We start from the raw sequence: 13,178 nt of genomic DNA, 5'->3' as shown, positions 1-13,178 counted from the left end.
CTGCTGACAGTTTATGGCAGTAGCGTTAGTGCTCGATGGGAGTATCCTGCGTATCCCGCCACTCTTTCAGGAGAACGGTGCGGCGACGCGGATAACGTGTGTCGTGGATCGTCATATCGATGATACGATCGGTGCGGAAATGACGGAAATCCTGGCGCAGTTCGCACCAAGCCATGATGATGCGCACATGCTCGAAGTAGCCGAGCGCGAACGGCCACACACGGCGACGGGAGACACGACCCTGTTCGTCGCCATAATGCAGTTCAAGAATACGCTCCAGGCGGATCGCCTTGCGGATGGCCGAAACATCCGCCTTGTCCTCATCCTGCCGTTTGCGGCCGACAAAAAGTGTGGCCGAATCGACCATATCGCGCATGTCGGGCGGCAGCACGGCGGCGATCTTTGCCAGCGCATCAGCGCCGGCATTGGCCAGGCGCGGCTCGGCGGCGCGCGCGACCCAACGCGAGCCAAGCACCAATGCTTCCAGCTCCTCCTCGGAAAACATCATCGGCGGCAGCATGAAGCCGGGTTTCAGCACATAGCCTATGCCGGCCTCGCCCTCGATCATGGCGCCCTGCGCCTGAAGGCTCGCAATATCGCGGTAGAGCGTGCGCAGGCTGACGCCCGTTTCCTCTGCCAACACGATGCCGGTAACCGGCCGCCGATAGCGCCGGAGCGTCTGAAGCAGGGTCAGCAGCCGTTCGGAGCGGGCGACCATGATTATATCCTCATGCAGAGGTGACGATCATCCGTGCGCACCACCGCTACTCACCGTTTCCACTCGACCCAATCGCGCATAAGTCGATGGGCAATCGCCCCCTTCGGCGGCGACGCCTTGCCGTTGACGCCAGGACGCTCCAGCATTTCGATGGTTTCCTCGCGGGTGAACCAGCGGCAATCCTCGAGTTCGGTCTCATCGCGATGGATATCACGCGACTTTGCTTCGGCATAACAGCCGATCATCAGCGAATGCGGCATCGGCCAGGGCTGAGAGGCATGATACCGGATGCGGCCGGTCCTGATGCCGGATTCTTCCAGTGTCTCGCGGCGGACGGCATTTTCGATCGTCTCGCCGGGCTCCAGGAAGCCCGCCAGACAGGAATACATGCCCGGCGCAAAATGCGGGCTGCGACCGAGGAGGCAGAGATCGCGCTCTTCATCGATCGTGAGCATGATGACGACGGGATCGGTGCGCGGGAAGATCATGTGCTCGCAGGCGGTGCAGACCCGCTTGTAGCCGCCGATACGGATTTCCATGACCGAGCCGCAGCGACCGCAAAACTGGTTGTCGCCGTTCCAGCGAATGAGGCTTGCTGCCTGGGAGAACTCGCCGAGCAACATCTCGTCGACAAGCTCGTCACGGAAGAGCGAGCGTCCGTCGACCGGCTTGTACTGGCTCGCCATATCCTCGACATCAATGCCGACGGGTACGGCAAGGCGCGGCTCGCCGGTTTTGCGATAGCCGAGCAGTACAATTTCATCCCAATTCGGTTTCAGCTCCTGCAGCTCATAGCGGGCAAAGAGCGGATCGAGCACCTGGCCATCGTGCTTGAGAACCAGCTTGTCCTTGGCGAAGGCGAAAATATGCGTGCCATCGCGGGCAAGCGCCTTTTCGACCGAGCCTTCATCGCGATGTTCGCTGTCACGGTTCAGGTCGTTGGCGGCAAAGGCGGTGAGATTGCTGGGTTCCGGATGCGGCACATCCGAATCGAAAAGCGAATGACTCATGATGAAAGGGCTTCCCGCAGCTTTGCTATGAATTCGTCTCTTGTCGCATCCTCGTAGGGTTCGGCCTTGCCGAAACCCCAGACGGGACCCGGCCAATTCGCATCACCTTCGGAACGCGCAATAACATGAACATGAAGCTGGCGGACGATATTGCCAAGAGCCCCGACATTGATTTTCGTGGCACCCGTAACCTTTTTGAGTGCTGCGGAGACGAGTTCGATCTCGAAGGTCAGCAGCACCTGATCAAGCGGCGTCAGTTCGAAGATCTCTGTAATATCCGCCCGGCGCGGCACCAGGATCAGCCAGGGCCAGCGAGCGTCCTTCGATAACCTGATGTCGCATAGGCCAGCCACCATGATGCTGGTGCTGTCGTTTTCGAGCCTGGGGTCGAGCGCGAAATCGCTCAAAGGCATTCTCCTCATGTTTTCCAATGGACTAGCAGTTTTTTTGGAGCTTGGCTTGCTTTTGATGAGGATTTTGCCGATATGTGCATCCGGGAGGTTGGTGGTGGACGAGCCACTCGCCAACCGGGTCAGGTCCGGAAGGAAGCAGCCCTAACGAGCCCCGGCACGGGTCATCGTGCCAGCCTCCCACCTTCTCTTCCAAGAAGCCCGGCTTTCCGGGCACAAGCAGGGCGATGAGCGACACCGAGCGACAATCACAAGATGCCGCCTCGACGGGCACCGGATACCGGGTGCTGGCACGCAAATACCGCCCCAAGGATTTCACGGACCTGATGGTCGGCCAGGAGCCGATGGTCCGCACACTCACCAACGCCTTCGAAACAGGCCGCATCGCGCAGGCCTACATGCTGACCGGTGTTCGCGGGGTGGGCAAGACGACGACTGCGCGCATTCTGGCCCGCGCCCTGAACTACAAGACGGCCGACATCGACAAGCCGACGATCGACCTTCGCGTGCCCGGCGAACATTGCCAGGCGATCATGGAAGGCCGTCATGTCGATGTGATCGAGATGGACGCCGCCTCGCATACCGGTATCGACGATATCCGAGAGATCATCGAGCAGGTCCGCTACCGGCCGGTTTCGGCCCGCTTCAAGGTCTATATCATCGACGAAGTGCACATGCTCTCGACGGCAGCCTTCAACGGATTGTTGAAGACGCTCGAAGAGCCGCCGGAGCATGTGAAATTCATCTTCGCGACGACGGAAATCCGCAAGGTTCCGATCACCGTACTCTCGCGCTGCCAGCGCTTCGACCTGCGCCGCATCAGCGCTTCCGATCTCGTCGGCCTGTTTTCGACGATCGCCGCCAAGGAAGGCATCGAGGCGGAACCGGATGCGCTGGCGATGATCGCACGCGCCGCGGAAGGCTCTGCCCGCGACGGCCTGTCGCTGATGGACCAGGCAATTGCCCATGGCGGCGGCGTTGTGCAGGCGGAAGCCGTGCGCGGCATGCTCGGCCTTGCCGACCGCGCCCGCATCGTCGATCTCTTCCAGCATATCGTGCGCGGCGACGTCGCGAACGCGCTCAATGAATTCCAGAGCCAGTACGAGGCCGGCGCGAACCCGGTCGTGGTACTGACGGATCTCGCCGATTTCACGCATCTGGTCACGCGGCTGAAATATGTGCCTGATGCCGCAAACGACCCCTCGCTCAGCGAAGTCGAGCGCACCAAGGCGGCGGAATTCGCCCAGGGTGTGGCGGTTACCACGCTTTCGCGCATCTGGCAGATGCTGCTGAAGGGCATTCCGGAGGCGGAAAACTCGTCGCGCACGGCGGGTGCTGCCGAGATGGTGCTTATCCGGCTTGCGCATGCAGCGCATCTGCCCGCCCCCGAAGATGCAGCACGCCGGCTCGCCGAATTTTCCACTGAAAATGGTGCGCCACGTCCGTCCTCACCTGCGCCTTCGGGCAATGGCGGCGGCACGCGCGTTCCCTACCAGACGAACGTAACGGCACGGGCTCCGGAGCCTGTGCCGCGGCCTCAGCCCTCGGGGCCGACCGCCATGCTGCGGGCCGTGCCCAATCCCGAGCCGCAGAGCATCGGCCGCGTCGAAACCAAGCCGGCAGAAGCGCCGAAGCCGCTCGTGCGGGTCAATTCGATCAGCGACATCGTCGATCTCGCTGCCGAAAGGCGTGACGTCAAACTGAAGGCGCTGGTGCGCAACTTCGTACGGCCAGTGCGGATCGAGCCCGGCCGGCTGGATGTGAACCTCACCGAGGGAGCTCCAGGCACGTTGCTCAACGAGCTTGCCGTCAAGCTCAAGGAATGGACCGGCATCCATTGGATCGTCAGCACCAGCCGCGAAGAAGGCGGACCGACGATGGTGGAGGCGGAAACCAAGGCGCAGGAGCAGCGCGTCAGCGATGCCCGCCAGGATCCAGACGTAGCAGCGATCCTGGCCCAGTTTCCAGGCGCCAAGATCATCGACGTACGCGTGCGGGCCCCGACGCCGGAGGAAGAGGCAGAGGAGGTCAAGCCACCTGCCGCAGCCGAATCCGAAGAGGGCGATATCCTGCCCGGCGACGACATAGAATTCTAGTTTCAAGAAGGAGAAGACGATGCGCGACATCATGGGCATGATGGGCAAAGTCAAGGAAATGCAGGCCAAGATGGAGCAGATGCAGGCTGAGATCGCCGAGCTGACTGCCGAAGGCAAGGCCGGCGGCGGGCTCGTCACCGTCATCATCTCCGGCAAGGGCGAGCTCAAGAGCCTGAAGATCGACCCTTCGCTCTTCAAGGAAGACGATGTCGAAATCCTCGAAGACCTGATCGTTGCCGCCCACAAGGACGCCAAGGACAAGGCGGAAGCCATCGCCGCCGAAAAGACCAAGGCGCTGACGGCCGGCCTGCCGATCCCGCCCGGTTTCAAGCTGCCTTTCTGATTTCGTCGACTGGTCCGGTAATAACTGGCCCCGGAAGAGGAGACGGAAGATGATGACCTTGACGACGCTGCTGGTTTTCGCAGGCGCTCTTTTCATTGCCGCCGGCACACCCGGACCGAGCGTTGCAGCGCTCGTTGCCCGGGTCATTTCGAAAGGCGCGCGCGATGTGCTGCCTTTCCTGTTCGGCATGTGGGCTGGGGACGCGATCTGGCTCACCTGCGCCATCGCCGGCCTTTCGGCAATCGCCGAAAGCTTCTACCACGTCTTCGTCGTCATCAAATGGCTCGGCGTGCTCTATCTTCTTTATCTCGCCTGGCGGATGTGGTTTGCCAAAGCTGATGTCGAGGAAGAAGAATTGCCGCAGGAACGTTCGCGTGGCCGGATGTTTTTCACCGGCCTGGCGATTGCGCTCGGCAATCCCAAGATCATGATGTTCTACGTGGCCCTTCTGCCGTCGATCATCGACATTCCCTCGGTATCGCTTGCCGGCTGGGTCGAACTCGTCGTCACGCTGTTCGTCGTTCTGGCTATCGTCGATTTCAGCTGGATGTTCCTTGCCGCAAAGGCGCGCGGTTTCCTGAAGAGCCGACGTGCCGTGCGGATCGCCAATCGGGTGAGTGCGGGAACGATGGCAGGGGCTGCGGTCACCATCGCTATGCGCTGAACTATTGCTGTGCTTCCAGCACGGCTCGCAGCTTGTAATGAACGGGCGCTGCCAGATAGCGCTCGCGGTCTGCGGCTGAAAGCCGGCGTCCGAAGGTTTCCATCATTTCCGGCATCGTGACTGGGGCGCCCGGAAATGGCTTGTACTCGACCTGCATTCCGGCCTCCACGATCCCATTTGATATCACGCGGCAATAGATGCCGGGACGTGCCGCCTTGGTATAGCGCTTGACGAATTTCGGATCGTTCATCCTTGCTGCGAAGGTGGCGCAGGGAATGCGGCAGGACGTCACTTCAAGGATCAGTTCGCTGATAATAAAGCGGTCGCCGACCGTGACGTCACGGTTATCCAGTCCTTCGATGACGAGGTTTTCGCCGAAAGTGCCGGGCTCGACGGGATAGCCGAGTTCGTTCGCCCACCAGTCGAGGCTCAGAGAACCTTCCAGATAGACAGCCTGATCGACGCCGCCATGATGTTTTCTGTTGCAGATGGCATCGCCAACGAGACCTTCGGCATCGATCATGACGCCGCCGCTGACGGCATGTTTGAAAATACCGGTCTTGTAGCTCTTGCCGGGCAAGCGTTCAGCTGCGCCCTTGCAGACTGCGAGGATTTTCATCGGTCAGCTAATCCTTCGGCGATTCCGTTTTCGTTCCATATCAGCTAAGAACGGCGCATGGCAAAGCGAGTCACCGGTCCCGAAATTGAAAAACTGATCCAGCTTCTGGCGAAAGTGCCGGGCCTCGGGCCGCGCTCGGCGCGGCGAGCGGCACTCCATCTCATCAAGAAGAAGGACCAGCTTCTCGGTCCTCTCTCGCATGCGATGGGCGAAGCCTATGACAAGGTGAAGATCTGCTCGCGCTGCGGCAATGTCGATACCGTCGATCCTTGCACGGTCTGCACCGATGCACAGCGCGACCAGTCCGTCATCATCGTCGTCGAGGATGTTTCAGACCTCTGGGCGCTGGAGCGCGCCGGCGCGCTGAATGCCGCCTATCATGTGCTCGGCGGCACGCTCTCGCCACTCGACGGTGTCGGGCCTGACGATCTCAATATACGCGGACTGATCAATCGCGTCGGAGAAGGCGGCATCAAGGAAATCATCATCGCCGTCAATGCGACCGTCGAGGGGCAGACGACGGCGCATTACATCACCGATCAGCTTGCGGATCTCAACGTGAAGATCACGCGGCTGGCGCATGGCGTACCCGTGGGAGGTGAACTCGATTATCTCGACGAGGGCACGCTTTCGGCGGCGCTTCGAGCGCGCACGGCAATTTAGGGGGATATGCGAATATGCGTTTCTTTGGCCGGCTTGTTTTGACAGGCGCCGCATTGCTGGCGCTTTCAGTCTCCACCAATGCCGCTCCTTCGAAAGCCGATGTCGAAGCGCAATTTGATAAATGGGTGCAGGCCGATCTCTGGCCTGACGCAAAGAAGAACGGCATATCGGAAAAGACTTTCCGCGCCGCCTTTTCCGGTGTCGAGCTGGATTGGACCCTGACCGATCTTGCGCCTCCCGGCTTTCCGCCGCCGAAGGAACAGAAGCAAACACAGGCAGAGTTTTCCTCTCCCGGCCCCTATTTCAATGAGGACCGGCTGAAACGGCTTGCGGTGACCGGACGCAGCTTTGCCTCGCAATATGCCTCTACGCTCAGCCGCATTGAAAAGACCTATGGCGTGCCGGGTTCGATCGTGCTGGCAATCTGGGGACGCGAAACCGGCTTCGGTGCGGCGAAGATCCCGAATTCCGCCGTCGAGGTACTGGCGACCAAGGCCTTCATGTCGACCCGCAAGGACATGTTCCGCATGGAACTGATCGCGGCGCTGCATATTCTCGACGGCGGCGACGTTACTCCTGCAGATTTCAAGGGTTCGTCGGCGGGCGCACTCGGGCAACCGCAGTTCATGCCGACGAGCTACCTTAAATATGCCGTCGATTTCGACGGCGATGGGCATCGCAATATCTGGACCTCGGTTCCCGATACGCTCGCCTCGATTGCCAATTTCCTCGTGAAGAAGGGCTGGCAGCGCGATCGCGACTGGGGGTTCGAAGTGACAATCCCGGGAGCCATCTCCTGCGCGCAGGAAGGGCCTGATCTTGCCAAGCCGCTCTCCCATTGGGCGTCGCTCGGCATCGACCGCATTTCCGGCAAGGGCTTTCCATCCGGCGAGTTGAAAGCGCAGGGCATGATGCTGGTGCCGGCCGGGCGCGACGGGCCGGAATTCATCGTCACGCCGAATTTCTACATCATCAAGGAATACAATAACTCAGACCTCTATGCGCTCTATATCGGCAATCTGGCCGACCGCATCGCCTTTGGCTCCGGTGCCTTCCAGGGACAATGGGGCGACGTTGGCAAGATGCTGCGCTCGGACGTTGCCGCCATGCAGCGCGCGCTGGAGCGGCAAGGCTACGATGTCGGTGGCTCCGATGGCCTGCCCGGCTACAAGACACGCCGCTCGATCGGTCAGTGGCAGGAAAAGAACGGCATGAAGCCGACCTGCTTTCCGGAGGCATCGATGAAGGGCAAGCTGAAGTAACAGCTGAGGCGCATGCCCTGGTCAGAGGTTGCGCTTCAGTCCTTCATGGCTCGCAACAAAGCCGAGCTTTTCATAGAAACGGATCGACTCTAGCCGTGCCTTGTCGGATGTGAGCTGCACGAGACCGCACCCGCGCTCGTTGCAGCGCGCGATCGCCCATTCGATGAATTGCGAACCGAGCCCGGAGCCGCGATGACCCCTGGCGATGCGCACGCTTTCGATCTGGCCCCGCCACATGCCCGTTCGTGAAAGGCCGGGAAGAAAGCTCAGCTGCAGACAGCCGACAACCCGGCCGGTCTCGTCGGTCGCGACGGCAAGCAATTGGTTGGGATCAGCCTCTATCGCGGCGAAGGCCGCGAGATAGCGCATATCGACGGGATCCGAGACGACCTCACGCGTGCTGCCGAGATCGTCATCGGCAAGCAGCCTGACGATGACGGCAAGATCGGATTGTCGTGCGCTTCGGAAGACCGGCATGCTGACCTCAGTGATGCAGGTCGATCGGCGCCTTGTGAAAGACGTCATCGACAGGTGGGATGGCCTGGCGTTCGATCATGCGCTGAACTTGCGGCAGGCCCTCGCCCCGATGAAGCGCACGAAGCCGGTCGGTATTTTCGGCATCGGCCTGCGTGCGGCGCTGGTTATGCCTGATATATTCGACCCAGGTCGGCGTGTGATAGGTTTCCGTCCAGAGACCGGGGTTTTCAAGGTCGCGCATAAGCGCCCAGTTACGAGCGCCGTCGCGAATGCGGATGCGGCGGCGCTCTCCCATCAGTGTCATGAACTCGGCCAGGTCTTCGTCGGCGATCTGGTAGCCGACCTGGATGACGATCGGGCCGCTACGCGGCGTGATATCCAGCCCGAGAGCGGGCTCGGTGAAGCGGTTGAGCGGATCGAGATTGAGCGAAGCGAAAGCCGGCATGGAAAAGCGCAAGCCAATAACGACGCCAAGCAGCAGGACGGCAGCCGACATCAGCAGGGCATCCGAAAGACCATACTGGTCGGCAACAATGCCCCAGAGCCAGCTGCCGCCGGCAATACCGCCGAAGGTGACGGTCTGGTACAGCGACAAGGAACGGCCAACCACCCAGCGCGGCGTCGATAGCTGAACGATGGTGTTGAAGAGGGAAAGGGCCGAAACCCAGCAGGCGCCGGCGATCAGAAGTCCGGCAGAGGTGAGTGCGGCGCTTGAGCTGAGCGCCGCGATCACGGCACTTAGCGCAAAGCCTGAAAACGCCAGGCGGATAATCATCTCGCTGGAGAACATTACGCGCAGCCTGGGGCTGAGCACCGCGCCGCCAATCGCGCCGATGCCGAATGCGCCGAGCATGAAACCATAGGTCAGTGGTCCGCCAGAAACGAGATCGAGCGCAACGACCGGCAGCAGCGCCTGAATGGAGCTTGCGCCAATGCCGAATACCAGCCCTCTCAGGAGGATCTTTTCGAGATTGGGCGACATGGAGACGTAACGCATGCCGGCAAAGATGGCGCTACCGAGGGTCTCGCGCGGCAGTGTCGAGGCAGGCGTACTCGGCCGCCACCGAAGCAATGCATAGATGAGAGCAATATAGCTCAGCGCGTTCACCGCAAAAGCCGCAGCGGCACCGGCAGCCGCCACGATGGCACCACCGATCGCCGGACCGACGCTGCGGGTAATGTTGAAGCCCATGCTGTTCAGCGTGACCGCGTCTGGCAAATCGGCACGCGGCACCATGTCGCCGACCGAAGCCTGCCAGGATGGATTGTTGAGCGCCGTGCCGCAACCGATGAGAAAGGTGAAGAATAGAAGCAGTCCAGGCGTGATCCAGCCGAGAAGGGCGCATGCCGTCAGCATGGTCGAAACCACGAGCATCATGGATTGCGCCGTGAGCATGATCCGGCGCCGATCATAATTGTCGGCGAGAGCCCCAGAGAACAGTGAGAACAACATGATCGGCAGCGCCGTCGAGGTCTGCACCAGCGCAACCATATCCTCCGACGAGGTGATGACCGTCATCATCCAGGCGGCACCGACGGCCTGGACCAGGCCGCCGAAATTCGAGGCGAGGCTCGCAAACCAGATAGTGCGGTAGGTTTCATGCCGCAAAGGCGCAAATGTCGAAGACGTATAGGCCACGTTTCCCCCGCTTTTATCGTAATGCCGCAACAGCAATATATGCGGAAGATGAGCACTCGCCATAGGTTAGCGCATGCGCAAGGGGCCAAGGAGGCGGAATCCGCGCCGACCTTGCAATTTCTGAAAAACGGGACTATATGGCACTCAAATTCTTGATCGTACGATGAAGAGTGGGCCGCAAGGACCCGCTCTTTTTTATTAGCGCGATCACCCCGAATGCCAGAAATCGCAGGGAGCGCACCGCTTGTCGGATCTGACAAACGCAGACAATCAACATGAGCCGCGGCTGATCACCGAGACCGGGCTTAACCAGCGTCTTGCCGACATTATCGAACCCGTGATCGTCGACATCGGCTTCCGTCTCATTCGTGTACGGATGCTCAATCAGAACGGCATGACGATGCAGGTCATGGCCGAGAAGAACGATGGCACGATGACCGTCGAGGACTGCGAGCAGGTCTCAATGGCGATTTCTCCAGTGCTCGATGTGGAAGATCCGGTCGATAAAGAGTATCATCTCGAAGTGTCTTCGCCGGGCATCGACCGCCCTCTGGTGCGGACGTCGGATTTCGTTCGCTGGCAGGGCCACCTCGTAAAGTGCGAAACGTCGATCATGATCGGCAATCGCAAACGCTTCCGCGGCAAGATCGTCGAAGCGGACGCCGACGGGTTCACGATCGAACGTGATCAGATTGCCTATGGCGAGGAGCAGAAGGTCGTCATTCCCTTCACCGCGCTCAGCGATGCCAAACTCATTCTGACCGACGATCTGATCCGCGATGCACTGCGCGCCGACAAGCTGGCAAAGGCGCAGGCTGCGAACCAGAACGAAGCGGACGACGAAGAATAACCGATCAACGCAAGCTCCAGGGACGGGAACCCGGGTAGTCAAGGACGGAGAAACATAACAATGGCAGTCAGTGCAAACCGGCTCGAACTTCTGCAGATCGCAGATGCAGTGGCGCGCGAAAAGGTCATCGACCGCGAAATCGTGCTTGCCGCGATGGCCGATGCCATCCAGAAGGCAGCGCGTTCCCGTTACGGTACCGAATCCAACATCCGCGCCGACATCAACCCGAAGACCGGTGAAATCCGTCTGCAGCGCCTGCTCGAAGTCGTCGAGAAGGCCGAGGATTATTCCACGCAGATCCCGCTGGAACTGGCCCGCGACCGCAACCCCGACGCCGCCATCGGCGACTTCATTGCCGATCCGCTGCCGCCGATGGATTTCGGCCGTATCGCCGCACAATCGGCCAAGCAGGTCATCGTGCAGAAGGTGCGCGAAGCCGAGCGTGACCGCCAGTTCGACGAATTCAAGGATCGTACCGGCGAAATCGTCAACGGTACGGTCAAGCGCGTCGAATACGGCAACGTCATCGTCGACCTCGGCCGTGGCGAAGGCATCATCCGCCGCGACGAAATGATCCCGCGCGAGAACGTGCGCTATGGCGATCGCGTCCGCGCATACGTATATGATGTCCGTCGCGAACAGCGCGGCCCGCAGATCTTCCTGTCGCGCACGCATCCGCAGTTCATGGTGAAGCTCTTCACCATGGAAGTGCCTGAGATCTACGACGGCATCATTCAGGTGAAGTCGGTTGCCCGCGATCCGGGCTCACGCGCCAAGATCGCCGTGATCTCGAACGATAGTTCGATCGATCCGGTCGGTGCCTGCGTCGGTATGCGCGGTTCGCGCGTTCAGGCCGTCGTCGGCGAGCTTCAGGGCGAGAAGATCGACATCATTCCCTGGTCGCAGGACCCGGCGACCTTCGTCGTCAACGCCCTGCAGCCGGCTGAAGTCGCCAAGGTCGTTCTCGACGAAGATGCAGAGCGCATCGAAGTGGTCGTTCCCGACGAGCAGCTCTCGCTCGCCATCGGCCGCCGCGGCCAGAACGTCCGTCTCGCCTCGCAGCTGACGGGTTGGGACATCGACATCATGACGGAAGCGGAAGAATCCGAGCGCCGTCAGAAGGAATTCAACGAGCGTACCAACCTCTTCATGGATGCGCTCGACGTCGACGAGATGGTCGGTCAGGTCCTGGCTTCGGAAGGCTTCGCCGCCGTCGAGGAACTGGCTTATGTCGATCTCGACGAAATCTCTTCGATCGACGGCTTTGACGAAGACACCGCGCAGGAAATCCAGACCCGCGCTCGCGAGTTCCTCGAGAAGCTCGAGGCGGAGATGGACGAGAAGCGCAAGGCACTCGGTGTTTCCGACGAGTTGCGCCAGATCGCCGGCATGACCGCACAGATGATGGTCGCGCTCGGCGAGGACGGCATCAAGACGATCGAGGACTTCGCAGGCTGCGCGGCCGACGATCTCGTCGGCTGGACCGAGCGCAAGAACGGCGAGACGAAGAAGTTCGAGGGCCTGTTCTCGAAGTTCGACATTTCCCGCGTCGAGGCAGAACAGATGGTTGTGCAGGCTCGCCTGCTCGCCGGCTGGATCACCGAGGAAGACCTGGCGAAGGACGCTGAGGCTGTCGAAACCGACGCAGCCGAGCAGGAAGCGTAATGACGGCGAAGCCGGACACATCTCCTGAGGACGACGATCTTGCAGGTTACGACGTGAACGGCCGCATGTGCATCGTGACACGCGAAAGCGGATCGCCGGAAGAGCTGATCCGCTTCGTGGCCGCCCCTGACGGGACGGTGGTGCCGGATCTCAAGCGCGAGCTGCCCGGACGTGGCTGCTGGGTGAAGGTGGACCGGTCGTTGGTCGAAAAGGCGGTGGCGAAGAAGCTCTTCGCCCGCGCACTCAAGGCCGATGTGAAGGCAGCCGAGGATCTCGGCGAGCGCGTGGAGCGGCTGTTTCTGCAGCAGCTCCTGCAGATGATGAACATGGCGCGCAAGGCGGGCCAGCTCGTCACGGGCTCAGCCAAGGTGGATGCCGCAATTCGCAGCGGAGCTGCGCTTGCGGTGTTTCATTCGACGGATGCCGCCGCCGACGGCGTGAGAAAGATAGACCAGGCCCGCAAGGCCTGGCACCTCGGAATGGAAACCGAGGAGGAAATACCTTCCTTCCGTCTCTTCTCGGAGGGCGAAATGGAAGGGGTGATGGGCCAGAATGCTTTTATCCATGCTGCAGTGCTTGCAGGGCAGGCGGGTGAAGGTGTAGTGAAGCGCGCAAAGATGCTCGAACAGTACCGTAACGGCGGTCAGTCCCGGGCACCGGGCGGCGCTGGCCAGCAAAAACAATGATGCGGTCACCGGCGGAAGCCGGCCGCAATATCATTGATCGATTGTATGTGATTGACAGGGTCTGATGGCTTCATCG

General features: G+C 60.7%; 14 protein-coding genes and 1 other RNA gene. 9 read left to right on the top strand and 6 right to left on the bottom strand.

The annotated features are described in order from the left end of the window. Positions 1-25: 25 nt before the first annotated feature. From FHX06_RS15615 to FHX06_RS15605, 3 genes are read right to left on the bottom strand one after another with little or no spacing between them, the layout of a single operon-like run. Positions 26-721: a helix-turn-helix transcriptional regulator gene (locus FHX06_RS15615; protein ID WP_112970185.1), complete on the bottom strand. Its 696-nt coding sequence runs from the start codon at positions 719-721 to the stop codon at positions 26-28. 47 nt (positions 722-768) lie between these two features. Beyond that, the gene (gene nudC / locus FHX06_RS15610) at positions 769-1,728 is read right to left on the bottom strand and encodes an NAD(+) diphosphatase (RefSeq protein ID WP_113016189.1); all 960 of its coding nucleotides are present in this window, start codon (positions 1,726-1,728) and stop codon (positions 769-771) included. After that, on the bottom strand, positions 1,725-2,135 hold the full coding sequence (locus FHX06_RS15605; RefSeq protein ID WP_113016188.1) for an HIT domain-containing protein: 411 nt from the start codon (positions 2,133-2,135) through the stop codon (positions 1,725-1,727). The genes nudC and FHX06_RS15605 overlap by 4 nt, the downstream gene beginning before the upstream one ends. Positions 2,136-2,224: 89 nt before the next feature. Here FHX06_RS15605 and ffs point away from each other — a divergent pair. The 4 genes from ffs (at position 2,225) to FHX06_RS15585 (ending at position 5,241) form a co-directional block, all read left to right on the top strand. Further along, positions 2,225-2,322: signal recognition particle sRNA small type (ffs, locus tag FHX06_RS15600), an RNA gene on the top strand. Positions 2,323-2,365: 43 nt separating this feature from the next. Then, complete coding sequence (locus FHX06_RS15595) at positions 2,366-4,234, top strand: DNA polymerase III subunit gamma/tau (protein WP_113211176.1); 1,869 nt, start codon at positions 2,366-2,368, stop codon at positions 4,232-4,234. 19 nt (positions 4,235-4,253) lie between these two features. Then, on the top strand, positions 4,254-4,577 hold the full coding sequence (locus FHX06_RS15590; protein ID WP_007813855.1) for a YbaB/EbfC family nucleoid-associated protein: 324 nt from the start codon (positions 4,254-4,256) through the stop codon (positions 4,575-4,577). A 52-nt stretch (positions 4,578-4,629) separates the two neighbouring features. Then, the gene (locus tag FHX06_RS15585) at positions 4,630-5,241 is read left to right on the top strand and encodes a LysE family translocator (RefSeq protein WP_113147059.1); all 612 of its coding nucleotides are present in this window, start codon (positions 4,630-4,632) and stop codon (positions 5,239-5,241) included. A gap of 1 nt (position 5,242) precedes the next feature. Here the strand turns inward: FHX06_RS15585 and FHX06_RS15580 are convergent, their stop codons facing one another. Beyond that, positions 5,243-5,860 carry an MOSC domain-containing protein gene (locus FHX06_RS15580; RefSeq protein WP_113211175.1) on the bottom strand — a complete coding sequence of 206 codons (618 nt, stop codon included), beginning with the start codon at positions 5,858-5,860 and terminating at the stop codon, positions 5,243-5,245. Between the two features lie 57 nt (positions 5,861-5,917). Between FHX06_RS15580 and recR the strand changes: the two genes are divergently transcribed. Continuing rightward, positions 5,918-6,523, top strand: coding sequence for a recombination mediator RecR (recR, locus tag FHX06_RS15575; protein WP_112542843.1), 606 nt, complete (start codon positions 5,918-5,920; stop codon positions 6,521-6,523). Positions 6,524-6,537: 14 nt separating this feature from the next. Beyond that, positions 6,538-7,785: a lytic murein transglycosylase gene (locus FHX06_RS15570; protein WP_113211174.1), complete on the top strand. Its 1,248-nt coding sequence runs from the start codon at positions 6,538-6,540 to the stop codon at positions 7,783-7,785. A gap of 21 nt (positions 7,786-7,806) precedes the next feature. Here FHX06_RS15570 and FHX06_RS15565 read toward each other — a convergent pair whose 3' ends face one another. Continuing rightward, positions 7,807-8,262 carry a GNAT family N-acetyltransferase gene (locus FHX06_RS15565; RefSeq protein ID WP_113211173.1) on the bottom strand — a complete coding sequence of 152 codons (456 nt, stop codon included), beginning with the start codon at positions 8,260-8,262 and terminating at the stop codon, positions 7,807-7,809. Between the two features lie 7 nt (positions 8,263-8,269). After that, positions 8,270-9,901 (bottom strand): MFS transporter, encoded by a 1,632-nt coding sequence (locus FHX06_RS15560; RefSeq protein ID WP_183879984.1) that lies wholly within the window; start codon positions 9,899-9,901, stop codon positions 8,270-8,272. 244 nt (positions 9,902-10,145) lie between these two features. Here FHX06_RS15560 and rimP point away from each other — a divergent pair, with 244 nt between their 5' ends. Genes rimP through FHX06_RS15545 form a run of 3 tightly spaced genes read left to right on the top strand, consistent with a single transcriptional unit; the run spans position 10,146 to position 13,102 of the window. Next, a complete protein-coding gene (gene rimP / locus FHX06_RS15555) occupies positions 10,146-10,751 on the top strand; it encodes a ribosome maturation factor RimP (protein WP_183879981.1) in 606 nt (201 codons plus the stop codon). A 60-nt stretch (positions 10,752-10,811) separates the two neighbouring features. Next, on the top strand, positions 10,812-12,416 hold the full coding sequence (gene nusA, locus FHX06_RS15550; protein ID WP_112970192.1) for a transcription termination factor NusA: 1,605 nt from the start codon (positions 10,812-10,814) through the stop codon (positions 12,414-12,416). Continuing rightward, entirely contained in the window at positions 12,416-13,102 is a 687-nt protein-coding gene (locus FHX06_RS15545; RefSeq protein ID WP_112970193.1) for an RNA-binding protein, read from the top strand. Before nusA ends, FHX06_RS15545 begins: the two co-directional genes overlap by 1 nt. The last annotated feature ends 76 nt before the right edge of the window (positions 13,103-13,178 follow it).

It is taken from the genome of Rhizobium sp. BK512, from assembly GCF_014194915.1.
Classification (GTDB): domain Bacteria; phylum Pseudomonadota; class Alphaproteobacteria; order Rhizobiales; family Rhizobiaceae; genus Rhizobium.
Note: the sequence above shows the minus strand (reverse complement) of the source record. Positions and strands in the feature narration are given on the sequence as shown.